Source organism: Streptomyces sp. NPDC096176 (assembly GCF_044763255.1).
GTDB lineage: Bacteria > Actinomycetota > Actinomycetes > Streptomycetales > Streptomycetaceae > Streptomyces.
The window spans coordinates 644,188-668,057 of record NZ_JBIWFV010000004.1; the positions used below are offsets into that span (position 1 = coordinate 644,188).

22 protein-coding genes, 1 tRNA gene and 4 pseudogenes are annotated in these 23,870 nt (G+C 68.7%); 14 read left to right on the plus strand and 13 right to left on the minus strand.

Annotated features, from left to right (window positions below):
- The first annotated feature begins 345 nt into the window (after positions 1-345).
- The 6 genes from ACIQ7Q_RS14630 (at position 346) to ACIQ7Q_RS14655 (ending at position 4,845) form a co-directional block, all read left to right on the plus strand.
- On the plus strand, positions 346-786 hold the full coding sequence (locus tag ACIQ7Q_RS14630; RefSeq protein WP_356640238.1) for a DUF3052 domain-containing protein: 441 nt from the start codon (positions 346-348) through the stop codon (positions 784-786).
- A gap of 134 nt (positions 787-920) precedes the next feature.
- Positions 921-1,379, plus strand: a complete 459-nt coding sequence (locus ACIQ7Q_RS14635) for a peroxiredoxin (protein WP_403860444.1) — start codon at positions 921-923, stop codon at positions 1,377-1,379.
- 135 nt (positions 1,380-1,514) lie between these two features.
- Positions 1,515-2,090: a TerD family protein gene (locus ACIQ7Q_RS14640; RefSeq protein ID WP_403860447.1), complete on the plus strand. Its 576-nt coding sequence runs from the start codon at positions 1,515-1,517 to the stop codon at positions 2,088-2,090.
- Positions 2,091-2,199: 109 nt separating this feature from the next.
- Complete coding sequence (locus ACIQ7Q_RS14645; protein ID WP_403860450.1) at positions 2,200-2,775, plus strand: TerD family protein; 576 nt, start codon at positions 2,200-2,202, stop codon at positions 2,773-2,775.
- Between the two features lie 71 nt (positions 2,776-2,846).
- On the plus strand, positions 2,847-3,992 hold the full coding sequence (locus tag ACIQ7Q_RS14650; RefSeq protein WP_403860452.1) for a DUF475 domain-containing protein: 1,146 nt from the start codon (positions 2,847-2,849) through the stop codon (positions 3,990-3,992).
- 109 nt (positions 3,993-4,101) lie between these two features.
- Positions 4,102-4,845, plus strand: coding sequence for a Tellurium resistance (locus tag ACIQ7Q_RS14655; protein ID WP_403860455.1), 744 nt, complete (start codon positions 4,102-4,104; stop codon positions 4,843-4,845).
- A 150-nt stretch (positions 4,846-4,995) separates the two neighbouring features.
- Here ACIQ7Q_RS14655 and ACIQ7Q_RS14660 read toward each other — a convergent pair whose 3' ends face one another.
- Positions 4,996-5,769, minus strand: coding sequence for a TerD family protein (locus ACIQ7Q_RS14660; RefSeq protein ID WP_403860458.1), 774 nt, complete (start codon positions 5,767-5,769; stop codon positions 4,996-4,998).
- Between the two features lie 202 nt (positions 5,770-5,971).
- On the opposite strand from ACIQ7Q_RS14660, the gene ACIQ7Q_RS14665 reads away from it, so the two are divergent.
- The 3 genes from ACIQ7Q_RS14665 to ACIQ7Q_RS14675 are packed head-to-tail and all read left to right on the plus strand — an operon-like array spanning position 5,972 to position 10,430.
- A complete protein-coding gene (locus ACIQ7Q_RS14665) occupies positions 5,972-7,135 on the plus strand; it encodes an HpcH/HpaI aldolase/citrate lyase family protein (protein ID WP_403860461.1) in 1,164 nt (387 codons plus the stop codon).
- Positions 7,135-9,576, plus strand: coding sequence for a phosphoribosyltransferase (locus ACIQ7Q_RS14670; RefSeq protein ID WP_403860464.1), 2,442 nt, complete (start codon positions 7,135-7,137; stop codon positions 9,574-9,576). The genes ACIQ7Q_RS14665 and ACIQ7Q_RS14670 overlap by 1 nt, the downstream gene beginning before the upstream one ends.
- Positions 9,573-10,430: an HAD family hydrolase gene (locus ACIQ7Q_RS14675; RefSeq protein WP_403860467.1), complete on the plus strand. Its 858-nt coding sequence runs from the start codon at positions 9,573-9,575 to the stop codon at positions 10,428-10,430. Before ACIQ7Q_RS14670 ends, ACIQ7Q_RS14675 begins: the two co-directional genes overlap by 4 nt.
- On the opposite strand, the gene ACIQ7Q_RS14680 is transcribed toward ACIQ7Q_RS14675, so the two are convergent.
- Positions 10,399-11,217 carry a DedA family protein gene (locus ACIQ7Q_RS14680; protein WP_403860469.1) on the minus strand — a complete coding sequence of 273 codons (819 nt, stop codon included), beginning with the start codon at positions 11,215-11,217 and terminating at the stop codon, positions 10,399-10,401. The genes ACIQ7Q_RS14675 and ACIQ7Q_RS14680 overlap by 32 nt on opposite strands.
- Before the next feature lie 43 nt (positions 11,218-11,260).
- Here ACIQ7Q_RS14680 and ACIQ7Q_RS14685 point away from each other — a divergent pair.
- Positions 11,261-11,887, plus strand: a pseudogene (locus tag ACIQ7Q_RS14685) (sensor histidine kinase); the annotation flags it as partial.
- Positions 11,878-12,521: pseudogene (locus ACIQ7Q_RS14690) on the plus strand (response regulator). The pseudogenes ACIQ7Q_RS14685 and ACIQ7Q_RS14690, both read left to right, overlap by 10 nt.
- Before the next feature lie 76 nt (positions 12,522-12,597).
- Here ACIQ7Q_RS14690 and ACIQ7Q_RS14695 read toward each other — a convergent pair.
- The 4 genes from ACIQ7Q_RS14695 to ACIQ7Q_RS14710 form a co-directional block, all read right to left on the minus strand.
- On the minus strand, positions 12,598-12,825 hold the full coding sequence (locus ACIQ7Q_RS14695; RefSeq protein WP_403860472.1) for a zinc ribbon domain-containing protein: 228 nt from the start codon (positions 12,823-12,825) through the stop codon (positions 12,598-12,600).
- 9 nt (positions 12,826-12,834) lie between these two features.
- Positions 12,835-13,596 (minus strand): DUF4383 domain-containing protein, encoded by a 762-nt coding sequence (locus ACIQ7Q_RS14700; RefSeq protein WP_403860475.1) that lies wholly within the window; start codon positions 13,594-13,596, stop codon positions 12,835-12,837.
- Positions 13,597-13,772: 176 nt separating this feature from the next.
- Positions 13,773-15,173 carry a hypothetical protein gene (locus ACIQ7Q_RS14705; protein ID WP_403860478.1) on the minus strand — a complete coding sequence of 467 codons (1,401 nt, stop codon included), beginning with the start codon at positions 15,171-15,173 and terminating at the stop codon, positions 13,773-13,775.
- A gap of 83 nt (positions 15,174-15,256) precedes the next feature.
- The gene (locus tag ACIQ7Q_RS14710) at positions 15,257-16,045 is read right to left on the minus strand and encodes a DUF4097 family beta strand repeat-containing protein (protein WP_403860480.1); all 789 of its coding nucleotides are present in this window, start codon (positions 16,043-16,045) and stop codon (positions 15,257-15,259) included.
- 288 nt (positions 16,046-16,333) lie between these two features.
- Here ACIQ7Q_RS14710 and ACIQ7Q_RS14715 point away from each other — a divergent pair.
- Positions 16,334-16,408 (plus strand) — tRNA-Val (locus ACIQ7Q_RS14715).
- A gap of 95 nt (positions 16,409-16,503) precedes the next feature.
- Here the strand turns inward: ACIQ7Q_RS14715 and ACIQ7Q_RS14720 are convergent.
- The 4 genes and pseudogenes from ACIQ7Q_RS14720 to ACIQ7Q_RS14735 all read right to left on the minus strand — a co-directional run.
- On the minus strand, positions 16,504-17,763 hold the full coding sequence (locus ACIQ7Q_RS14720) for a tyrosine-type recombinase/integrase (protein ID WP_403860483.1): 1,260 nt from the start codon (positions 17,761-17,763) through the stop codon (positions 16,504-16,506).
- A 48-nt stretch (positions 17,764-17,811) separates the two neighbouring features.
- Positions 17,812-18,066, minus strand: a pseudogene (locus ACIQ7Q_RS14725) (Arm DNA-binding domain-containing protein); the annotation flags it as partial.
- Between the two features lie 26 nt (positions 18,067-18,092).
- Complete coding sequence (locus ACIQ7Q_RS14730) at positions 18,093-18,671, minus strand: GNAT family N-acetyltransferase (RefSeq protein WP_403860486.1); 579 nt, start codon at positions 18,669-18,671, stop codon at positions 18,093-18,095.
- A 65-nt stretch (positions 18,672-18,736) separates the two neighbouring features.
- Positions 18,737-19,186: pseudogene (locus ACIQ7Q_RS14735) on the minus strand (transposase); the annotation flags it as partial.
- 165 nt (positions 19,187-19,351) lie between these two features.
- Between ACIQ7Q_RS14735 and ACIQ7Q_RS14740 the strand changes: the two are divergent.
- Both ACIQ7Q_RS14740 and ACIQ7Q_RS14745 read left to right on the plus strand, forming a co-directional pair.
- Positions 19,352-20,173 (plus strand): serine/threonine protein kinase, encoded by an 822-nt coding sequence (locus ACIQ7Q_RS14740; RefSeq protein ID WP_403860489.1) that lies wholly within the window; start codon positions 19,352-19,354, stop codon positions 20,171-20,173.
- 280 nt (positions 20,174-20,453) lie between these two features.
- On the plus strand, positions 20,454-21,158 hold the full coding sequence (locus ACIQ7Q_RS14745) for a nucleotidyltransferase domain-containing protein (RefSeq protein WP_403860492.1): 705 nt from the start codon (positions 20,454-20,456) through the stop codon (positions 21,156-21,158).
- Positions 21,159-21,286: 128 nt separating this feature from the next.
- Here the strand turns inward: ACIQ7Q_RS14745 and ACIQ7Q_RS14750 are convergent, their stop codons facing one another.
- The 3 genes from ACIQ7Q_RS14750 to ACIQ7Q_RS14760 all read right to left on the minus strand — a co-directional run bounded on the left by ACIQ7Q_RS14750 (position 21,287) and on the right by ACIQ7Q_RS14760 (position 23,348).
- Positions 21,287-21,646, minus strand: coding sequence for a hypothetical protein (locus ACIQ7Q_RS14750; RefSeq protein ID WP_403860495.1), 360 nt, complete (start codon positions 21,644-21,646; stop codon positions 21,287-21,289).
- A 126-nt stretch (positions 21,647-21,772) separates the two neighbouring features.
- Positions 21,773-22,759: a phosphotransferase family protein gene (locus ACIQ7Q_RS14755; RefSeq protein WP_403860498.1), complete on the minus strand. Its 987-nt coding sequence runs from the start codon at positions 22,757-22,759 to the stop codon at positions 21,773-21,775.
- Between the two features lie 4 nt (positions 22,760-22,763).
- Entirely contained in the window at positions 22,764-23,348 is a 585-nt protein-coding gene (locus ACIQ7Q_RS14760) for a hypothetical protein (RefSeq protein WP_403860499.1), read from the minus strand.
- Positions 23,349-23,870 lie beyond the last annotated feature (522 nt).

Here is a 23,870-nt window from a genome sequence, read left to right on the forward strand (position 1 = left end):
AGAGGTAACCCTTGTTCTCCGAGACATCCGGTCCGAACCGCGGGTGAGGGCCGGACCAAATCGCAACCTTACGCCCGACCCGGTCATGCGCTTCGTTCGGTCGTTCGGTTCCGATTGAGATGTGAAAGGGTAGGAATGCCGCGTAGGCGGCCGAAGTGAGTAGCCACCATCGCGGTGGGGCCTCGAGCTTGCCTGGAGTTGCGCCGAGACGGCCGCAAACGTCACCGTTTCGGCGGTCCGGGCGGCCGGGTACTTGCGCGATCCGCCCCGCCCGTGTGGACTACGGCCAATGCCGCGCGTACGCGCGCGGCCGAAGCATTTCCGAAAACGATCAGGAGGCAAGCCGTGAGCGCGACCGCGGACCACGCGGAGGAGCGGACCAACCCGGCAGCGAGGCTGGGGTTCGAGCCCGGACAAGTGGTCCAGGAGATCGGCTACGACGACGACGTCGAGCAGGAGCTCCGTGAGGGCATCGAGGCCGTTACCGGCCAGGAACTCGTCGACGAGGACTACGACGACGTCGCCGACGTCGTCGTGCTGTGGTTCCGCGACGAGGACGGGGACCTCACCGACGCACTGGTGGACGCCATCGGTCTGATCGACGAGGGCGGGGTCGTCTGGCTGATGACCCCCAAGACCGGCCGTGACGGCTATGTCGAGCCCAGCGACATCAACGAGGCCGCTCAGACCGCGGGTCTCTCCCAGACCAAGAGCATCACCGCCGGCAAGGACTGGAGTGGCAGTCGGCTGGTCACCCCCAAGGGGGCCAAGACGGGGAAGCGCTGAGCCGCCGAGCCGCGAAGAGCAGGCACCAGGCCCCCGCCGACACAGGTCGGCGGGGGCCTTCTGCGTAGGCTGGTCTTCACTGGACCGGCCCCACGGAAGGCCGGCTGACGAATTGACGAAGGGATGCGCTCCCCATGGCGATCGAGGTCGGCGACAAGGCGCCGGAGTTCGAGCTCAAGGACAACCACGGCCGCACCGTGGCCCTCTCCGACTACGTCGGCGAGAAGAACGTCGTGCTCCTCTTCTATCCCTTCGCCTTCACCGGCGTGTGCACCGGCGAGCTGTGCGCCCTGCGCGACGAGCTGCCGAAGTTCGTCAACGACGACACCCAGCTGCTCGCCGTTTCCAACGACTCGATCCACACCCTGCGCGTCTTCGGCGAGCAGGAAGCCCTCGAGTACCCGCTGCTGTCCGACTTCTGGCCGCACGGCGAGACGTCGCGCGCCTACGGCGTCTTCGACGAGGAGAAGGGCTGCGCGGTGCGCGGCACGTTCATCATCGACAAGGAGGGCGTCGTGCGATGGAGCGTCGTCAACGGCCTGCCCGACGCCCGCGATCTGAACGACTACGTCAAGGCGCTGGACGCCCTCTGATCCCCCCGCGAGGGTTTCAGCAGGCATCCCCCTGAAATAGCACTGCGAGTGGGAACCGGTCACTAGGATCCCTTCGTTGATCCGATAGCCAACGCACGACGGGGGCGCTGCCCCTGAAAACCAATGGAGGGACTCGTGGGAGTCAGCCTCAGCAAGGGCGGCAACGTCTCGCTGACCAAGGCCGCGCCGAATCTGACAGCGGTCACCGTGGGCCTGGGCTGGGACGTCCGCACCACCACCGGCACCGACTTCGACCTCGACGCCAGCGCCCTGCTGACCAACGCCGAGGGCAAGGTCACCAACGACGGCAACTTCGTCTTCTTCAACAACCTCAAGAGCGTCGACGGCTCTGTGGAGCACACCGGTGACAACCTCACCGGTGAGGGCGAGGGCGACGACGAGCAGATCAAGGTCAACCTGGCCGCGGTCCCCGCCGACGTCGACAAGATCGTCTTCCCGGTCTCGATCTACGAGGCCGAGAGCCGCCAGCAGTCCTTCGGCCAGGTGCGCAACGCCTTCATCCGCGTCGTCGACCAGGCCGACAACAACGAGCTCGCCCGCTACGACCTGAGCGAGGACGCCTCGACCGAGACCGCCATGGTCTTCGGCGAGCTGTACCGCAACGGCGCGGAGTGGAAGTTCCGTGCCATCGGCCAGGGTTACGCCTCGGGCCTGCGCGGCATCGCGCAGGACTTCGGTGTGAACGTCTGAGCCAGGCAGCACTCTCCACGTCCGGCGCCGCACTCCTACGTGCGGCGCCGGACGTGCCTGAAGATCCGCTGCAGACGGCAGCAAAGCCACCAGGGGAGGACTCACCATCATGGGCGTCACGCTCGCCAAGGGAGGCAATGTCTCCCTCTCCAAGGCCGCACCCAATCTCACTCAGGTGCTCGTAGGGCTCGGCTGGGACGCGCGCTCCACCACCGGAGCGCCCTTCGACCTCGACGCCAGCGCGCTGCTCTGCCAGAACGGGCGGGTGCTCGGCGACGAGTGGTTCGTCTTCTACAACCAGCTCAAGAGTCCCGAGGGCTCCGTCGAGCACACCGGTGACAACCTCACCGGCGAGGGCGACGGCGACGACGAGTCGCTCCTGGTGGACCTCGTCAAGGTCCCGGCCAACGTCGACAAGATCGTCTTTCCGGTCTCCATCCACGACGCCGACAACCGCGGTCAGACCTTCGGCCAGGTCAGCAACGCCTTCATCCGCGTCGTCAACCAGGCGGACGGCCAAGAGCTGGCGCGCTACGACCTCAGCGAGGACGCCTCCACCGAGACCGCGATGATCTTCGGCGAGCTCTACCGCTACGGCGGCGAGTGGAAGTTCCGAGCCGTGGGGCAGGGGTACGCGTCAGGGCTGAGGGGCATCGCTCTAGACTTCGGGGTCAACGTTTCGTAAAGCCGCGTGCGGCGCGGGGGAGAACCTCCCCCAGGCTTCGCCCGGGGGACAATTACACGATTGGGTAGCCAGTGGTTCTGAAAACCTTCGGCTGGTCGTTTGCCGTCACGGCGCTCGGCCTCGCATTCGCCGCCTGGCAGTGGGGCTGGGAAGCGTTCGGGGTCGTACTGATCCTGTCGATCCTCGAGATCTCGCTGTCGTTCGACAACGCGGTCGTCAACGCCGGGATCCTCAAGAAGATGAACGCCTTCTGGCAGAAGATCTTCCTGACGATCGGCATTCTGATCGCCGTCTTCGGTATGCGACTGGTCTTCCCCGTCGTGATCGTCGCCATCAGCGCCAAGGTCGGACCGATCGAAGCGGTCCAGCTGGCCTTGGACCAGCCGGCCCAGTACGAGGCCCTGGTCACCGACGCGCACGCGGCCATCGCTGCGTTCGGTGGCATGTTCCTGCTCATGATCTTCCTCGACTTCGTCTTCGAGGAGCGGGAGCACAAGTGGCTGGCCTGGCTGGAGCGGCCGCTGGCCAAGCTCGGCAAGGTCGACATGCTGTCGGTCTGCATCGCCCTGATCATCCTGCTGATCAGCGCCGTCACCTTCGCCACCCAAGCCCATACCAGCACCGGCCACGCCGACAAGTCGGCCACGGTGCTCCTCTCCGGCGTCGCCGGTCTGATCACCTACCTCGTTGTCGGCGGTCTCTCCGGGTACTTCGAGGACAAGCTTGAGGAAGAGGAGGAGCGCGAGCACGAGGAGGAGGAGCAGGCCAAGAAGGAAGGCAAGCCCGTCTCCGCGGTCGGCCTGGCCGGCAAGGCGGCGTTCTTCCTGTTCCTGTACCTCGAGGTGCTTGACGCGTCGTTCTCGTTCGACGGCGTCATCGGCGCGTTCGCCATCACCAACCACATCTTCTGGATGGCGCTCGGCCTCGGTATCGGCGCGATGTACGTCCGGTCGCTCACGGTCTACCTGGTCCGCCAGGGCACCCTCGACGACTACGTCTACCTCGAGCACGGCGCCCACTACGCGATCGGTGCGCTGGCGGTCATCCTGCTCGTCACCATCCAGCACGAGATCCACGAGATCATCACCGGCCTCGTCGGTGTCTTGCTGATCGCCGCCTCGTTCTGGTCGTCCCTGCGCCGCAACAAGGCGCTGGAGGCGGCAGAGGGAAAGCCCGGGGGACCGGGGGACAAGGCTGAGGTCTCCTCCGGGGTGTGACACCCCCACCAGTGAGGAACGCTTCCTTGCGGGGCGGCCGGGTGCTCCCGGCCGCCCCGCTCGCGTGTGTGTGGGGCACCGGGCGACCAGTGACGACAAGGGGTGGGGCATGGCCATCTGGGACAACCTGTGGCGGGGCAGGGCGGCGCAGTTCGACTCGGGCAGCTCCGCGACCAACTCCATCGAGCTGACCAAGCGCAACCCGACCGTCTCGCTCACCAAACAGGGCGCGGCCAGCGGCAACCTGCGCGTCAACCTGTCCTGGCGGATGCGCACCTCCGACATCGAGGGGCGCTCGCGGCAGAGCGGCAGGCTGCTGCGGAACCCGATGAAGCTCTTCCAGCCGGATGTGGTCCAGGCCCATACCCAGGGCGTGGTCAACGTCGACCTCGACCTCGGCTGCCTGTACGAGCTGACCGACGGCAGCAAGGGTGTGGTGCAGCCCCTCGGGAGCTTCTTCGGCGACCTGAACGGGCCGCCGTTCGTGAAGCTCAGCGGCGACGACCGGTTCGGCGCACCCTCCGGCGAGACGATCTTCGTCAATCTCGACCACCGGGAGTCGATCAAGCGGCTGCTGTTCTTCGTCTACATCTACGACCAGACCCCGGCCTTCGACCGCACCCACGCGCACGTCACGCTCTACCCGAGCAACGGGCCGCGCGTCGAGATCGAACTCGACGAGCGGGCCCCGCAGGCCCGCTCGTGCGCCGTGTTCTCCGTCGAGAACAGCAAGGGCGATCTGACGGTGCGGCGCGAGGTGAAGTTCGTGTACGGCTTCCAGGCGGAGCTCGACCGTCTGTACGGGTGGGGGCTGCAGTGGGGGCGCGGCTACAAGTCGCAGACCCGCGCGTAGCCCCTGGGCGGGCTGCGCGTCGGTGCCGGCCCGGGCTCCGGAGGCCCAGGCGTGCGCCCCTCGCGGGAGGGACGCGCCGGGCGGCTTCGGTGCTGTCGGCGAGGCGCGGTGCCAGAGGCCGCGAGCCCGGCACGATCCAAACGAGGGGCCCTACGGGCGCTGGAACTGCGGGCCCATCGGCGGCAGCCGGAACGCCGGGTCCGGCGCGTACGCCGCCGCTGCGGCCGGTTGCGGGTAGCCGTAGGCCGGCTGCGGCGCCGGTGCGTAAGCAGGCGCTGGCGCGGGCTGGGTCACGTCCGACGGAGGGTAGCCGTACGCCGGCTGCGGCTGCGGCGCGGCGGAGTGCGCCGACTCGTCCGGCTCTCCAGCCGCCTCGTCCACCGAGATGCCGAACGCGGTCGCGAGCCCCACCAGCCCGGTCGGATAGCCCTGGGCCACCGCACGGAACTTCCATCCGTCGCCGCGCCGGTAGAGCTCGCCGCAGATGATCGCCGTTTCCTCGCCGGTCTCGGGCTTCACGTCGAAGACGGCCAGCGGTTCGCCGCCGTCCGGTGTTGCGGCGTCGTGGAGCAGTATCCGCAGGTCACGTACGTGCTCGAAGGTGGCGCCGTCCGACGACGCCGCGATGACGACCTGGTCGACCGACGGGTCCAGCGCCGCCAGGTCGGCCTCCACGGTGTCGGTCAGATGCTCCGCGACACGTTTCTTCGGCAGCCGCCGCACCAGGCCGGACGGATGGCGCGGCTGGTTGTAGAAGACGAAGTCCTCGTCGGAGCGCACGCGGCCGTCGGCGCCGAGCAGCAGGGCGGAGGCGTCGACATCCGGCACCCCCGCGCCCGGCGTCCAGCGCAGCACGGCCCGTACGGCCGTGGCTTCAAGAGGGACGTTCGAGCCCTTCAGCATCGCGTGCGTCATGTCCGTCATCCTGCCTGCCCGAGGGGGGAAGGGACAACGCGGGGCCCAGTTCCCGGCGCCGGCGCGCCTCGGGCGGCCATCCGCAGGGCAGGGGCGAGAAACGGACGAGTTACCTGGATTTCATGCACTTGGGGAACTCTTGACACCTGTGCTTACGTACTATTACCGGCCACATGGTGTGAGGGTCGAAGCGGCATACGGGGGACTGTATATGCGTCATTTCGGGCACATTGCGCCCGCTGTCCGTGAGCGGTTGTTCCACCAGGAGCCGTGCGGCTTCGGCGCGGACTCACCCGCACGGACACTGGCGGCTGCCCTGGGCGCCACGCTCTACAGCCCGGCGACCCGGCCGAAGCTGGCCGACGACGTGCTCAAGCAGGCCGGGCGCGGTGTCGTCTCCATGGTGCTCTGCCTGGAGGATTCCATCGACGACGCCGATGTGGAGGACGCGGAGGCGAACCTCGTCCGGCAGTTCGCGGACCTCGAAGCGCGCGGCGCCGAAGCGCCGCTCCTGTTCATCCGCGTCCGCAACGCGGAGCAGATTCCGGACCTCGTGGGACGCCTGGGGCAGGCGGGACGCCTGTTGTCCGGATTCGTACTTCCGAAGTTCACCGAGGAGCGAGGCGCCCCGTTCCTCGAGGCGCTCGCGACCGCGGAGGCCGACAGCGGCCGGCGGCTCTTCGCGATGCCCGTCCTCGAGTCGCCCGAGCTGCTCCACCTGGAGACCAGGACCGAGGCGCTGAGCGGCATCGCCCGCACCGTCGCCAAGTACCGCGACCGGGTCCTCGCCCTGCGCCTCGGCGTCACCGACTTCTGCTCCGCGTACGGGCTGCGACGCTCGCCCGACATGACGGCCTACGACGTACGGATCGTCACGTCCGTCATCGCCGACGTGGTCAATGTGCTCGGCCGGTCCGACGGGACCGGCTTCACCATCACCGGCCCGGTGTGGGAGTACTTCAGGTCCCAGGAGCGCATGTTCAAGCCGCAGCTGCGCCGCAGCCCGTTCCTCGAGGGCCGGGCGGAGGAGCTCCGTACCGCCCTCATCGAGCACGACCTCGACGGCCTGCTCCGCGAGATCGAGCTGGACCGTGCCAACGGTCTGCTCGGCAAGACCTGCATCCACCCCTCCCACGTGCTGCCGGTGCACGCACTGTCCGTGGTCAGCCACGAGGAGTTCAGTGACGCCCAGGACATCCTGCGCCCGGAGCGCGGCGGCGGCGGAGTGCTGCGCTCCGCGTACACGAACAAGATGAACGAAGTGAAGCCGCACCGGGCCTGGGCCGAGCGGACCCTGCTGCGGGCCGAGGTGTTCGGCGTCGCCAAGGAGGACGTCGGGTTCGTGGAACTGCTCGCGGCCGGGCTGGCGGACTGATGACGACGAGAGGTGAAGAGAACGTGGTGTGGTCGGGAAGCTGGGTCGCCGAGCGGCTCGGAGTCGGGCTCGACGGTGACGAGCGGCTCCGCGAGCTACTGGGCCTCGCCCTGCGCCGCAACCCCAAACGCGCCCACCTCCTGGTGTCGAACGTGCTGGGCAAGCATGTGCCGCAGAGCCCCGGGGCGGTGTACGGGCACGCGTACGCGCTCGGACTGCGCGTGCGCGATCTGCTCGGCCCCGAGGAGGCCGCCCGCGCGGTCGTCCTCGGATACGCGGAGACGGCGACGGGGCTCGGCCACTGCGTCGCCGACGGCATCGGCCTCGTGCCGTATCTGCACTCCACCCGCCGCCCGGTCGACGGGGTGGCCCCCGCGGGCGGCTTCGAGGAGTCCCACTCGCACGCCACCTCGCACCTGCTGCTGCCCGAGGACCCGAAGCTGCTGGCGGGCTCGGGCCCGCTGGTGCTCGTCGACGACGAGTTCTCCACGGGCAACACCGTCCTCAACACCGTCCGCGATCTCCACGAGCGCCACCCGCGCGAGCGGTACGTGGTCGTGGCACTGGTCGACATGCGTTCCGAGGCGGATCTGGGCCGCCTGGAGACCTTCGCCGAGGAGATAGGCGCCCGCGTCGATCTGGTGACCATGGCCTCCGGCACGGTGAGCCTCCCGGACGGCGTCCTGGCGAAGGGCCGAGACCTCGTCGCACGGCACGAGCCCGCGGTGAAGGACACGCCCCCGGCCGCGGACCCCCGCCATGTCCGGGTGGTCCTGGACTGGCCCGCAGGCGTCCCCGACGGGGGCCGGCACGGCTTCTCCCCGGCCCACCGGGTCGCGCTGGAGGCCGCGCTGCCCGGTATGACGGCCCGGGTCGCCGAGGCCGTCGGCGACGCACGCCGCGTCCTGGTCCTCGGCTGCGAGGAACTGATGTACGCGCCCCTGCGCCTTGCCCTCGCCCTGGAGCGGGCCGGGACCGTGCCGGAGGTGCGGTACTCCACCACCACCCGCTCGCCCGTCCTCGCCGTCGACGACCCCGGCTACGCGATACGCACCCGGCTCGTCTTCCCCGCCCACGACGACCCGGCGGACGGCCAGGGCGACCGCTACGCCTACAACGTGGCGGGCGGCGGCTTCGACGCGGTCGTCGCCGTCGTCGACTCGGTCGCCGACACCGCGCACCTGCACGCCCCGGACGGCCTGCTGGCGCAGCTCGCCGCCCACACCCCGCACGTCGTGCTCGCCGTCGTGCCCAGCTACGTACCCCACGGTGACGTATCCGAAGGACCTGAAAGGCCCTCCATGCTGCCCCAGCCGCTCCGCGGACCGGACTTCTCCTCCTACGCGCCGGAGGAGGTCGGCTGGCTGCTCCAGGACCTCTCTGACGTGGAGCTCGAAGCGCCCACGGAGGAGCGCGAGGAGGCCATCCAGAGCGGCGGCGCGCACTACGCCGAGTCGCTGCCCGTCGAGTACCAGCCGAGCGAGCAGTACCAGCAGCTGTTCGAGGCCGCGCTCACAGCCTCCGCCGCCCGCATCGCCCGCGCCGTCGGCACCGTCACCGACACCGTTCTCGCCGAGCGGACACCGCGCCCCGTGCTCGTCTCGCTTGCCCGCGCCGGCACCCCCGTGGGCGTGCTGATGCGGCGCTGGGCCCGGCACCGGCACGGCCTGGACCTGCCGCACTACGCCGTGTCCATCGTGCGCGGCCGCGGTATCGACGCCAACGCACTGCGCTGGCTCGCCGAGAACCACGACCCGGCCGACGTCGTCTTCCTCGACGGCTGGACCGGCAAGGGCGCCATCACCCGCGAACTCGCCGAAGCCCTGCGGGACTTCCCCGGCTTCGACCCGGAGATCGCCGTCCTCGCCGACCCGGGCGGCTGTGTGCGCACATACGGCACACGTGAGGACTTCCTGATCCCCTCCGCCTGCCTCAACTCCACGGTCTCCGGCCTGATATCCCGCACGGTCCTGCGTGCCGACCTGGTCGGCCCCGACGACTTCCACGGCGCGAAGTTCTACCGCGAGCTCGCCGGCTCCGACGTCTCCGGCCACTTCCTCGACACCGTCGCCGCCCACTTCGACGAGGTCACCGCCGCCGTCGACGCCGACGTGAAGGAACTGCTGTCCGCCGACCGCACCCCCACCTGGGAGGGCTGGGGCGCCGTCGAGCGGATCAGCGAGGAGTACGGCATCCACGACGTCAACCTCGTCAAGCCGGGCGTCGGCGAGACCACGCGGGTCCTGCTGCGCCGGGTCCCCTGGAAGATCCTCGCGAGCCGCGGCGCCGGCGCCGACCTCGACCACGTACGGCTCCTGGCGGAGCAGCGTGGCGTACCCGTCGAGGAGGTCGACGAACTCCCTTACAGCTGCGTCGGGTTGATCCACCCCAAGTACACACGCGGGGCCACGGGCGCCGACGGCAGGGCGGTGACGCAGTGACCGTGCTCGTCGCCAGCGACCTCGACCGTACGCTCATCTACTCGAACGCGGCCCTGGGTCTCGGCATGCCCGACGCGGTCGCACCGCGGCTGCTGTGCGTCGAAGTGCACGAGCACAAGCCCCTGTCGTACATGACCGAGCGTGCCGCCGGGCTGCTGACCAAGCTCGCCCAGGACACCGTCTTCGTCCCCACGACGACCCGCACCCGCAAGCAGTACCAGCGCATCAGCCTGCCCGGCCTGCCGCCCAAGTACGCGATCTGCGCCAACGGCGGGCATCTGCTCGTCGACGGCATCAGCGACCGCGACTGGCGCGAGTCGGTCGCGGCGCGGCTCGCCGCGGAGTGCGCACCCCTCGCGGAGATCCGGGCGCACCTCCGCGACACCGCCGACCCGGCCTGGCTGCGCAAGGAACGCGTCGCGGAGGACCTCTTCGCCTACCTCGTCGTCGAGCGGTCGCTGCTGCCCGACGGCTGGGTCGCAGAGCTCGGCGCGTGGGCGGAGGTCCGCGGCTGGACCGTCTCCCTCCAGGGACGCAAGGTCTACGCCGTGCCGAAACCGCTCACCAAGAGCGCAGCGGTGCGCGAAGTCGCGCTCCGTACCGGAGCGCGGCTGACGCTGGCGGCGGGCGACTCGCTCCTCGACGCGGACCTGCTGCTCGCCGCCGACCTGGCCTGGCGGCCGGGCCACGGCGAGCTCGCGGAGGCCGACTGGCGCGCGCCGCACGTCGTGGCGCTGCCGCAGATGGGCGTGGCGGCCGGCGAGGAGATCCTGCGCCTGCTGCGGCAGGAGTCGCGCCGGTTCGGGCGGGAACGGCAGGGCATCAGGTCGGTCGTCGTCCGGCCGCCTGTCTGAGGGGCGTTGCAGTCGTGGCGGGGGCCGTCCCGGGTTCGCGCACCCGGGCCGGGGGCGGCTCAGCCGCGTCCGTCCCGGGCTCGGCGGGTGCTTCAGCCGCGTCGTGAACGGGGCCGGTCGGCGGGTGCTTCAGCCGCGTCGCCCCGGCTCGCCGCCTGAATAGCCGGACGGCGACGAACACCAGCACCGCGAGCACGGCGACGACGAGCACCACCTTCGAGTACGCGGAGACACAGCCGGTCACCTCCTCCCACCTCTCGCCCAGTGCGTAACCGGCGAGGACGAAGACCGCGTTCCAGATCGCGCTGCCGAGGGTGGTGAGCGTCAGGAAGAGCGGCAGCGGCATCCGCTCCACCCCGGCCGGCACGGAGATGAGGGACCGGAAGACCGGGATCATCCGCCCGAAGAACACCGCCTTCGCGCCGTGCCGGGCGAACCACCCCTCCGTGCGCTCGATGTCCGAGACCTTCAGCAGCGGCAGCCTGGCCGCCATGGCGACCGTACGGTCCCGGCCCAGCAGCGCCCCGATGCCGTAGAGGGCGAGAGCACCGATCACCGAACCGGCCGTCGTCCACAGCAGTACGGCGACCAGGCACATCTGCCCGGTGCTCGCCGCGAAACCCGCCAGCGGCAGGATCACCTCGCTGGGCAGGGGAGGGAAGAGGTTCTCCAGAGCGATGGCGATACCCGCCCCCGGCGCCCCCAGAGCGTCCATGAGGCCGTTGACCCAGCCTTCGATGCCGCCGCTCGTCCCGCCGCCCGTCCCACTGCGCATGCTGCTGCTCATGCCCTGAACCTAGGAAACCGCACCTGAAGCCACCCTGAAGGCGGAACGGCGCATCACCCAACTCGCCACCACCCGCACCCAGATGATGAACGCCGTCGACGAGGAACGCCGTCGTATCGAACGCGACCTCCACGACGGAGTGCAGCAGCGCCTCGTCGCACTCGGCATGCTCGTCGGCCGCGCCCGCCGCAGCAGGGACGCGGAACGGGCCGACCAACTTCTGCTCCAGGCCCAGGAGGAGAGCCGCCGCGCCCTCGCCGAACTGCGTGAGGTCGCCTGGCGCATCTACCCGACCGTGCTCGACGAGGCCGGGCTGCGTGCCGCCCTGGAGTCCGTTGCCGAACGCACCCCGCTGCCCGTGCACCTGCGGTACGAGGGTGAGGAGGCTCCTGTCTCCCGGCAGGTCAAGACCGTCGCGTACTTCGTCGTCTCCGAGGCCGTCACCAATGTCGTGAAGCACTCGGGAGCCACCCGCATCGCGGTCGCGCTGCACAGCGACGGCGCGACACTCGCACTCCGCGTCGAGGACGACGGGGTTGGCGGCGCCGACCCGGTGGGCGGCGGACTGACCGGCCTGGCGAGCCGGATCGCCGCACTCGACGGCCGGTTCCGGGTGGACGGCCCGGCCGGCGGACCCACTGCGATCACCGCGGAGCTGCCGTGCGCGTAATCCTTGCCGAGGACTCCACCCTGCTGCGCGAGGGCCTGGTGCGGCTGCTCGCCGAGGAGGGGCACGAGGTGCTCGCCGCGGTCGCGACGCCGAGCAGCTCCTCGCGGCCGTGGACGCGTCCCCGCCGGACGTCGTCATCGCCGACGTACGCATGCCGCCCACCCACACCGACGAGGGCCTGCGCGCCGCCCTGGACATCCGGCGGCGCCGACCCGAGGTGGGGGTGCTGGTGCTGTCCCAGTACGTCGAGAAGCGGTACGCGACAGAACTGCTCGCGTCCGACGACGGGGGCGTGGGCTACCTGCTCAAGGACCGGGTCGTGCAGGTGGAGGAATTCCTCGACGCGCTGGAACGCGTCGGCAGGGGGCGGGCGGCGTTCGACCCCGAGGTCGTACGGCAGCTCCTGGCCCGCAGCACCCGCACCGACCCGCTGTCGCGGCTGACGGTGCGGGAGCGGGACGTCCTGGCGGAGATGGCGGAGGGCCACACCAACGCGACCATCGCGGGTCATCTGCCCGTCTCGCAGAGCGCGGTCGAGAAACACATCAACGCGATCTTCGACAAGCTCGAGCTGACGGGCACGACGGGCTACTCGCGACGGGTGCTCGCGGTGCTGCGCTACCTCGGCTCGTGACGGGCGGGCCCGCTGCGGGCGTGCGGGCGGGTGGGCCCGCCGGCACCCCCGCGGCACGATACGGGCGGGTGGTGCGTCAGCCGCAGCAGCCGCCACCACAGCAGCCGCCCCCACCGCCCCCACCGCCCCCGCCGCCGGTGGGCGCGGGGGCCGACTTCGTGCCGCCGACGGCGACCGCCGAGAGCAACTTGACGGTGTCGTCGTGTCCCTCCGGGCAGTTCGCGGGGGCGGAGGACTCGGCCATGGGGCGGTTCACTTCGAAGGTGTCGCCGCAGGTCCGGCAGCGGAATTCATAACGAGGCATGGCGTCAGGCTAGCGGCGCCGACGTGTCATACGGGAGAGCAGGCCGCGCCGGGTTGCCCGGCTGCCGGTCTCGGTCGTCGAGCGCGCGGCGGTCGTCGCGCCCGGACCGGCGGCAGGGCTGGTACTGGTAGCGCCGGGACCGGTTGTCGCGCCCTGACCGGTTACGACGCCCGGACTGGTTGTCATGCCGAGGGCGGCCTGCTGTCGCGCGGCGAGCTCGGCGCGGCGGCGCGCGGCGCGCCGCTCCGACTCGGCCTCCTCGGGGTGGCGGGCTCTCCAGTACGGGTTGTCGTGCGGCAGGGTCGCGCTGACGCGCCCGTACATGCCGAAGAACATCAGCATGACGCCCACCACGAAGCTGAACATCACGTTCTGGATGCGGAAGGCGAGCGGGTTGAAGCTGCGGTCGAGCAGAGCGAGATTCACGAACCCGCTGAGGATGAAGAGAATGCCCAGCACCATGTTCAGCGTCGAGGCGATGTTGCCGCCGATCACCATGCCGACGAAGAGCAGCAGTCCGACGGCGATGGACAGGACGCTCAGCGCGCCGTTGGTGTTGAGGCCCGCGACGGTGTCGCCGCGGGTGTCGAAGAAGCCGATGCGGTTGATGAGACCGAGGACGCCGAACGCGACCAGTACCAGGCCCATCAGCCCGGCACCGACCCGGTAGAAACGGCTGAGGCGGTGGTCCATAGGCAGATGTTCGTCGAGCTTGATGCGCGGGCGGCTGCTCCGGCCGGTTCTCCTCGAGTGCAGTACGTGTGCGGCCATGTCCGGCCTCCTTCGTACGGGCGCGTACACCGACTCCCGTGGTGCCCCGGGGCCGGGGTTCGCCCCGGGGGCGGCCGGACTCCGGCGTTGCCCGGGGCGGCCCGGGTCCTTCCCAGGATCCGCCCGGGTCCTTCCCAGGATCCGCCCGGGGGCGAACCGGTACAAACGCAGTCAGGTCAAGCGCCGCCGGTGCCCCGCTCCTCGCGGATCTGCTCGACAACCCGCGCGACCGTGCGGCGTACCGCCTCGGTCTCCGTGAGGAAGTGCCAGTAGTCGGGATGCCGCCCCTCGAGCCCGGCGACCGCCCGGTCCAGCCGCGCCACGGAGTCGTCCAGGGGCCGGGCGTGGCGCGGGTCGGGCGTGTTGCGCCCGGCCATGGCGAGACGCTGGGCGTCGCGGATCGCGAAACGGGTCCGCTCGATCTCGTGCTGCGGGTCCTTGGCCACGGCATCCAGCCGCTGGAGACGGTCGCGGGCCGCGGACACGGCCTCGTCCGTGGCGTTCAGCAGTGCGCGGACGGTGGCGAGCAGGGCGGTGGCGTCCGGCCAGCGTTGCTCCTCACGTGCCTTGCCGGCCTCCTTCAGCTTCTCCTCGGCCTGGTGGACACCGCGCGCCGCCTGTTCGGGAACGGGCTGCAGGTCCTGCCAGCAGGCGACCGTGAAGCGCCGACGCAGCTCGCTGAGCACCGGCTCGACCTGAGTGGACCGGGTGGTCAGCGCCTGCGCGCGGGTGCGGAGCGACACGAGACGCTTGTCGATCTCGGCGGCGCGCTGCGGAAGGCGTTCGGCTTCTGTGCGTACGGCTTCGGCGTCGCGCAGCACACGGTCGGCGCGCTGCAGTGTCTCGGGGACGCCGTGTCTGCCCGCGCCCTCGTTGAGCTTCGTCAGCTCAGGGGCGAGGGCGGCGAGGCGGGCGGCGAGATCGTCCGCTCTCAGGCCGGAGCTGCGCACCGAATCGAGAGCATCGCTCGCGGCAATGAGCGCCTGCCGCGCCCGCTCGACGGCCGGGGCGAGCCGCGCCAGCTGCGTCTCCGCCTTGTCGAGCAGCGGCCCGAGCCCCTGCTCGAACCGGTCGAGCTCCCCCTTGACCCGCACCAGCTCGTCCTTGGCGCGGTTCAACTGCGCCCGCGCCTGCGCGGCCACCGACGCATCCAGGTCGTCCCGGTCCAGGTCGTGCGCGTCGACCGCGGTGATGTAGGCGTGACTGACCTCGTCGATGCGCCGCCCGAGGGCGGCGAAGTCATCGACGGCGCGCCGGGCGCCCGGCGAACCGTCCACCGCCGTGATCGTCTCGATCGAGATCCGCAGGTCGCGCTGCGCGGTGTCCAGCTCGTAGAACGCCGCGGCCGCGGCGTCCTTCGCGGCCTGCGCATCCGCCCGCTGACTCTCGCCCCGCCCGCCGAACCAGCGGCGTGTTCCCCCGCTCGCGAAGGCGGCGGGCAGTGCGACGGCCGCGGCGGCGGCGAGCAGCGGCAGCGGGAGCAGCATCAGCGCGAGCGCGACCCGGGCGTTTTCCCGCACATCCCTGACGGCGTTCGCTCGTGCCTTGTGGTGCGGCCGTGCGTTTCTTGCCGTCACATGCCTCTCCCGTGCTGTGTCCGCCTTGCCCGGTCCCGGTCCGGTCAATTCTCCCACCAGGAAAGGACGAACACACGGGCCTGTCAGTTCGCGCTGCACACCACGATTTTCCCGTTGTCGCTGCGGGCCTTGACGATGTGGCGGCTGCCGTCGTCGGTCGGGACGGTGACGTCCACGTCCCCATTGTCGCTCTCGGCGGCCACGGCGTACGGCGCCCCGGCGCCCGGCAGCGCGATCTCGATCCACCCGTTGTCGCTCACGGCCTCCACCCGGTCGGGCACCCCGGCCGGCTCGAGCCGCACGGACCCGTTGTCCGACGTGGCCACGACACTCTTCCCGGTCACGCGCTGTGCGACGACACTGCCGTTCTCACTGTCCAGCCGGAGCGGACCGCTGGAGTCGGTGACCTCGATCGCGCCGTTGTCCGACCGGAGCTTCAGCGCCGTGTCGAACCCGCTCGCGGTCACCTTCCCGTTGTCGTCTTCCACGGTCACGGCCGTCCCCCGCGGCACCTTCACGGTGTGCCGGGCGACGCAGTCGCCGGCGACGGCGTCGCAGTCCACCTTGAGCGTGAGGGTTGCGCCCTCCATCTTCCAGACGGCCTCGGGCCCCTCCCCGAGAAATACCCACCCGTCCACCTGCCGGGTCACCTCCACCTCCTCGACGTCGGCCGGCACAAGCGTGATGTCCGAGTTGTCGGAGTCGATGGTCAGAGTCTTCCCGCTGAGCCTGAACGACTTCTCCTCGACGGGCGCCCCACTCGCATCCGCACTCCCGCACCCGGCCGGCCCGAACCCGAGCAGCACGGCCCCGGAAGCGGCGACGACGGTCCGGACCGCGCGACGGTGATGACGACGGAGTCGGCTTGGCATGGCGATCGTTCCCCCTGATAACTCTGCGTGATGCCCTTACGGTACGAGGCCCGCCCCGCCATATCGATGCGGACGCCTACCGTCTCGCTGGTGGGGCTGTCCCCAGTGCGGGACGGGGGATGGACGCCACGGGACGTACGACAGCGGGGCCGGGACGTACGACAGCGGGGGCGGAGGGCACGGGGGACGTAGGGCACGGGAACGTAAGGCACGGGGGACGTCCTCACGGGGGCCGGGAACGGTTTGGATCTGGGCGGTGTGCGCCATGTACGCTGTTGCTTCATCCACGGGTGCGTAGCTCAGGGGTAGAGCGCTGCTCTTACAAAGCAGATGTCGGCGGTTCGAAACCGTCCGCGCCCACCAACGCTTGACCAGGCAAAATAATTCGAACAGCCCCTCGGAATGATCTTCCGAGGGGCTGTTTTCATGTGTGCTGGGAACGTCCTGGGAACATGGCGTCAGGCAGCCGCCTCATCGGGAACGTCCTCGGGAACATCGGTTTCCCCACTCGGCTGCTGGGCCGTGGTCTTGCGTGGCACCAGTTGCACCGGGGCCTCAGCCTGCGCCTTCTCGAACTGCGGGAGTACGGAGGTGTAGGTATCCGCGGTGAGCTGGTACGACGAGTGCCCGAGCATCGCCTGGATCGCTTTCATGTGGACGCCGGCCGCCAGCGACAGCGTGGCAGCGCAGTGGCGCAGGTCGTGCAGTCGGATCGGGGGAAGGCCATGCTTGCTCAGGAGGCGGTCGAAGACCTGACGCAGGTACTCGGGGTGGTAGGCCCGACCGTCCTCCCAAGTGAAGACCCGGCCAGTGTCATGCCAGATCTTCGGCTGCTCCCCGTTCCTGCGCTTAGCCTGCTGATGTTCTTCCCATTCCTTGCGCTCCTCCTGCTGGCGCTCCTTCCAGAGTCGGAGCAGCTCGAGCGTCTGGGAGTCCAGCGAGACGGTGCGGGCGCCGCTGTCGCTCTTGGGTGTGTCCTCCCACACCTCGTAGGACAGCGCGACCAGTTGCTCGCTGATGTGCACTACGCCTGCATCGAGGTTGACTTCGCTCCAGGGCAGGCCGCATGCCTCGCCGCGGCGTACTCCCCGGAAGACCATGAGGTGGAACATGAGGTAGAGGCGGTGCTCGGCTACGGCGTCGAGGAACTGCCCGGTCTGCTCGGGCGTCCAGACCATGACCTTGCCGGGCTTCTTACCGGTCTTCCGCCACGCTTCGACGCGTTCGGGTGTCCAGACGTGCGGCTTGGGCTTGCGGTAGCTCGGCAGGACCACGTCCTTGGTCCAGTTCTGCGGGATCAAGCGGGCTTTCACTGCGTCGTCGAGAGCGGCGCTGAGCGTGTTGTTCATCCGCAGCTGTGTGCCTGCTCCGGTGATGTGGCGGGGCTTCTTCCTGGCTTCGCGTAGTGCTTCCTTGGCCTTGTTCCAAGCCTGTCGCAGCTCCCGGCGCTGCGGCTTGGCCGCTTGGCGCCACTTCTGGTGGGTGGTCCGCTCGACAGCCAGTGCCGCCCCCGCTGCGTCGATGTTCTTCGCGTGCTGTTCGTTGCGTGCCCAGATGGCTTCGAACATTTCCTGTATCTGGCGGGTGCGAAGGTCGCGGAGCTTGATGTGGCCGATTGCGGGGTTGAAGACGCGCTCGATGTAGTCCTCGTAGCCGAGGCGGGTGGACCGTTTCAGGTCTACCCGGGTCGCGATCCAGCGGCGCAGGTAGTCGGCCACGGTCTCGTCGGAGAGGACATCGATGCCGTCTTGTGCGGCTTCCCAGACCTCTTTCGCTGCGTCGGCGGCTTGCTTTTGCGTGCGGTAGCCGCCCTTCTTGGCTCGCCTGCGCTTGCCGCCAGGGCCGGTTGGGAGTTCGAAGCTGTAGTACCAGGAGCCGTGGTCGCGCTCCCCGCTGCTGCCGCCCGCGTCGCCGATCAGTGTGCGGCGATCAACGGGATCCTTCCTCCCGCGAACCCACTGTTCCCCCGGATCAGCGAGGGCACGGCTTAGAGGTCGCCTCCTTTGGGACCGAAGCGACAGGAGTTGAGCTCGGCCGGTTCAGATGTTCAGGGGGAGGGAGTGCCGTTAACGGGCGACGTAGGGCGGTTCAGCCGCCAGATCACGTCGATCCCACAGTCTGAGGGAGCTGCGGGCGGCGTTACTTGTTCACGCCGGGCTTCGGTGAAGCCCAACCGGCGTGGTATGGCGCCGCTGGAGATGTTGGCCAGGTCGTGCGCGATTTCCAGGTACTGCACGTTCGGCAAGGCGAATGCCTCGGTCACCATGGCCGCCGTCGCTCTCGTGGCGATGCCCTGGCCGGTGGCGGCAGGGTGCAGCCAGTACCCCATGCTCCAGCCCTGAGGTCCGGCCCCGCGGTAGGTCGAACACATGCCGATGAGCGTGCCGTCCCTGGTGATGGCGTAGTTGTACGCGTCACCGCTGTCCCACTTCGAGTCGGACTTCGCGAGGAAGTCTCGGGTGCTCTCCTCGCTGTGGCGGGCGACCCACGGCATCCACGGGCGCAGGTGGTCCAGAGACTCCTCGATCAACCTGAACACCGGATCGAAGTCGCTCTGTCTCTGCCAGCGTCGCAGAGCGAAGTCTCCACACTCGACGATCTGCCTCGGCCGCTCCATGACGGTCATGATTGTCCCGTAGAACGGCTCACTGCAACGGGATATAGAAGGCCCGGTGGGCCCTCTACCTGGCCAAGACGGCGATAGCAGATCAGAGCAGCGGCGATGCCGGCGAAGGCCAGGAAGTGTGCGGCCTTACGCTCGTAGCGGCGGTGCAGGCGGCGGCACCCGGCCAGCCAAGCCGTCCGTGCGCTCCACGGTCCCCAGCGATGCCGGCCCAGCCGCTGAGAGGTCTCGATGCCTTTGCGGGCAATGCGTGGTGTGATGTGCCGCGAACGCAGCCACCGTCGCAGATGGTCGTAGTCGTACCCCTTGTCGGCATGCAGCTTGGCGGGCCGACGCGGCCCGCGCCTCGAGCGGATGGGCGGGATACCCGGCACGAGAGGTTCCAGTCCCTGGCTGTCGTGGGTGTTCACGGCGGAGATCCCGATGGAGAGGGGCAGACCGGTCCACTCGGTGATCAAGTGGATCTTTGATCCCTTCTTGCCGCGATCTACGGGATTCGGACCCGTCAGGTCCCCCCTTTCGTTGCCCGCACGTCTCCTTCCGTACGTGAGCCCTCGCAGCCACGGCCGTCCCACGACGCGGCGTCGGAAGCGGCTGAATCGTCATGCTGTTGCTGGACGCTGTAGTCGCCGCGGTCTTGTTGAGGGAGCGCGCGTGCGTCCGGGCTGGCAGGATGGTGCGCTATGCCATCGCACCCACTGCTGAGTGCTGAGTCCGTCGATGTACTGGAGACCTATCTGGAAGAGGTGGGTACCGTCTTCCGGATCTTCCGGGAGCAGGACTCCGGCTGTGTTTCCTACGGGGTCGCTGTTGGCGACGAGCGGTGGTTCGTGAAGGGTGCGACTGTGCCGGAGGCTGCCGCTTCGCTGCGCCGTGCTATCGAGGTCCATGCTGCGGTCGAGCATCCGCTGATCGTGCCTCTCCAGCACTCCTTCGACGTCACTGGTGGACTGGCTCTCGTCTATCCGTGGGTGGATGGCGAAGTTCTGTACCACCCGACCGTGTCCCGCCACGGTGGCCGTGCTGCTCCTGACAGTCCGATGGCCCGATTCCGCAGGCTCCCTGTCCCGGTCATCCTCCGGGCTCTTGAACAAATCCTCGATGCACACCTGGCCGTCGAGCGAGCGGGGCTCGTCGCCGTCGATTTCTACGACGGCTGCCTGCTGTACGACGTCGAATTCGACCGCCTGGTGCTGTGTGACTTGGACGAGTATCGGCCGGGTCCGTTCATTCTGGAGGCCGATCGACTGCCGGGGTCGAGGCGTTTCATGGCCCCTGAGGAGTTCATCAGGGGCTCGACCATCGATATCCGAACGACCGTGTTCGTGCTCGGCCGGGCGCTGCGTCTGCTGCTGGATGCCGGCGATGATGAGCAGGAATGGCGCGGTTCGCCGCCGCAGCTGAAGGTCATCGAGCGTGCCACTGCCAGCGATCCTGCTGACCGGTTCGCCTCGGTTAAGGCCCTGGTGCAGGCATGGCGTGGCGCAAGCCGTGTGCGCACTTGATCTCTCTACTGTCGCGGTGAGACGAAGCAGCGCCTTGTCCGTCATTCGCGTCTGCCCGAGCGGTCTCGACGCGATCAACGGTCACAGGAGGCAACGGACAACAGCTCGCCCCCACAAGGAGTAGTCGACGATGGGGCAGGCCAGCGCACATCCACAGCCTGTGGACGGTTTCTGTGACCAGCCGATGCGTACGAAAGGCTGAGACATGGCGCACGACGGCTCGCCCGAGTGACTGAAGAAACCACATGCGTGACGCGTTCTGGATGCCGATAGTGGCTGCATGGATCCGGTTGTCGTTGCCCGCGCCGTCGTAGAGGAACGTCATCCTGCCGCTCGAGCGGCATTTCTGGGAGGCAGCGTGCTGACGGAGCACCGCACGGCCTTGTCCGACCTGGACATCGTGGTGCTGTTGCACGGTCTGCCGGCTCCGTACAGACAAAGCCTCCAGTACGGCGACTGGCCCGTAGAGCTCTTCGTACACACCGAAGAGACCTGGCACGCATTCGTAGACCGGGAAACACGCAAGCGCCGGTCCCCACTTCTGTGGATGTGTGCGGACGGGGAGCTGCTCTGCGACGTGGATGGGCTCGGCGAGCGTCTGGCTGCTGAAGCCAGAAAACTGGCTCTCGCGGGTCCACCTGCGATGGCAGCAGAGGAGATCGAGGACTTCCGCTATGCGATCACGGATCTCCTGGACGATCTCGCTGGAAGCACCGATCAGGGTGAGCTGCTGTTCATCGCCTCAGAGCTGGCGAGGCGGACAGGTGAACTCGCGCTGGCCCTCGGCGGGGCATGGGGTGGCTGCGGGAAGTGGCTGGCACGCCGCCTCGAGGCCGCAGCACCTGGATTCAATGCCCGCCTGCACCATGCTGTCCGTGGGGCATTGGATGGGCAGACCGAAGCCCTTGTCGGCGTCGTTGACGATGTCCTGGCTCGGGCTGGCGGACGGTTGTGGGCCGGGTATCGGCGCAGTGGAACTCCGTGACGGGTGGGACAGGCTGCGGTGTAGGCCCATCGGCACCGTAGGCGGCCCAGCGGCACTACCGTGGAGGGTCGCGCCCCGATGGCTGATTCTGTGTCTTCAGGTGGGCAAGTGGCCCGTGATCTTCCCGCTCAGTCGAGGAACTCGCTCATCAGCTGGCTTCCGGTGCCGTGGCCTTGCGCTTCGTTCAGCAGGTACATGGGTCCGGGAGTGACCCACTCGTCTCTGCGGCCGCACATGAGCCCGACGATCTCTGCCGTGGAGCGAACGGCACGGCAGAAGAGCCTGTCTGGCTGGTTGCTCGCTTCCTGAATGAACCGCCGCCACTGGGCAATGCCCTCAGCGGTGGTCGTGGAGCCACGGTGGTCTCTGATCCACGCCTCGTCGATCCCAGCCTCTTTGTTGTGGTATGTCTGGAGCCAGGCTTTCAGTTGGATCTGACTGATCGCTGCGGCGTCACCGGTGTGGGGTGGTTCGATCAGGTGAGTCATGGACCTCTGCCTCTCTTCGGACGGGACCAAGAACGGAACCCTTCGAGCGTCCAGCAGCCGTGAAAGATCGACTGGAGGGAGGAGCTGACAACCCGGGCTCGGCGGTTGTCAGCGAACGTCTTCCGATCAGAGCTTCCAGTCGCGCCGCGCTGCCAGCCAGCGCATAGTGACCTCGCCGCACCAGGTCTGGTGCTGGCGAATGTGGGGCGACCAGTCCGCCGGGGGCTGCGCGCCGGAGACGATAAAGAAGCCCGCGAGGGCGGCCAGAGCCGCGTCGAGCTGTTCTCCGTCGACTCCACGGCCGGTGGGGTGTTCCTCGAAGAGGGTGGTGGCGTCGTGGCCGTCGGCGTGTGCGGTGGCCAGGAGCAGCACGAGGTCGAACCAGCTCGCTGCGAGGCAGGGCCAGTTCCAGTCGCAGATCCAGGCAGCGCCTCCCGTGTCGATCAGGACGTTGTCCTGACGTAGGTCATGGTGGAGGACTGCATCGCCGGCCACGGCTTGTCGCCAGTGGGTTTCCAGTTCGGCCAGGGCGTCGAGCCTGTCGGTGGGTACCCATTCCGGCAGGATGCTCGGGCTGGTGGCGCCGCCGGTGAGGTCACGCCAGTCCGCGAAGTCACTGCCTTCACCGATCGGCTTGAGCCCGACCTTTTGGAGTGCCGCCGAGGGCGTGGAGAGCGCCTCGGCCTTGATCGTGCAGGCGTCGAGGGTCGAGGCAAGCTCGTCAGGCTTCCAGGGAGCGGCTGGCATGCGGCCGCCCTCGATGGCGTCGAAGCCAAGGATGATCCATCCGTCTTCCGTCTCCTCGGTCCACCGCAGGCGGGGTACCGGAACCTCGATCGGCAGGGCCTGGTTGATCAACGCCTCGCGCTGGTAGCTGTCGGCGATCACCGCGTTGTCGTTGGCGTTGACTGCCTTGACGAACTCGGGCTCGCCAGCTCCGCGGAGCACAGCGGCGAAGCCGCTGGTGAACCCGCTTCCGGCGCTCGGCCCTGCATCCACTACACCACCCAGGCGCCGGGAGATGAGCCGACGGATGTCCTGGGGGAGGTCGTCCCAGCGCGGGCGTACGGCCGTGGAGCTGTACTGGAGGCGCGGAGTGTTGATGTTCGGCATCCCCTCACAGTGGAGGAAGGCATTGCCCCTGCGCGACGGGTTCCTCGTACGGGACTGGGCTGATCCATCCGGTGGTGGCCACTACCTGGCGCGCGATGTCCACGACGGACCGGCTGTCGGTCGCTACCCGCGCGATGTCCGCAGGTGCTTGCTCGTCCAGTAGCCGTGCCTTGTAGGCGCTGCTCTCAATCTCCTTTTCGAGCTCCGAGCCGAGCTCCCGGCCCGCCAACCGTTCGCCGGCAGTGGCGTCGGTGGCGGTGAGTAGGACTCGCACGAGCCGCACATCCGGCCCCATCACGCGCTCGAACATGCATACGGCATCGGACAGCACGCTGAGGGGATTCGTGTAGATAAGTCGCCTATACCCAAGTTCTGCATAGTTCGTCCATATAGTGGCAAGGTTTCGCTCGACGATTGCGGAGCGGCGCGGATCGCCCTCCGGAGCTGGATGCACCTGCCCCAGGCAGTCTCCTTCTACGACGACGTGGGCAATGTCCGCGGCGCGCAGCTGGGCGGAGACCTCCCACCCGACCGTTGTCTTGCCGACGCCGGCACGCCCACCGATTAGCAGCACCTCGTTTTGCTTCACGGAGGCAGCCTGCCAGCGTCCGATGGTGCTCCGCCACAGAGTTGCTTCACCTCGGGCCTTGCTGAGGCCACCCGCTGCGTGACGGATGACGGGATTCGCCATGGCGTCTGAAATTGATTCGCCGCGACACGACCAACCCGCTTTCCTTTCAGGGTAGTTACTTCCATCGAGAAGGACGGGCATGTCCAGTAGAGGACTTTCCGTAACGCAGGTGAAGGAGTTCGTTGACAACGGGTTCATCAGGGTGGACAAAGCCTTCCCTGCCGACGTGGCGGCTGAGTGCCGTGCCATTTGCTGGCAGGAGACGGGATGCGACCCGGACGATTCTGCGACGTGGACCGAGCCGGTGAGCCCTTTCCAACCTGACTGCAGTGCGGGGGCGTTGGTGGGCTTGGGTTGTACGGAACGACGAAGCTCCTGGTAGACGGGTTCTCGACCAAGAGCACCCGTGTCCGCCAGGAGCTTCGCGTGCTTGTCTACCCGTCATCGATCGATCTGTCCAGCCGCACGCTGGAGCACCTG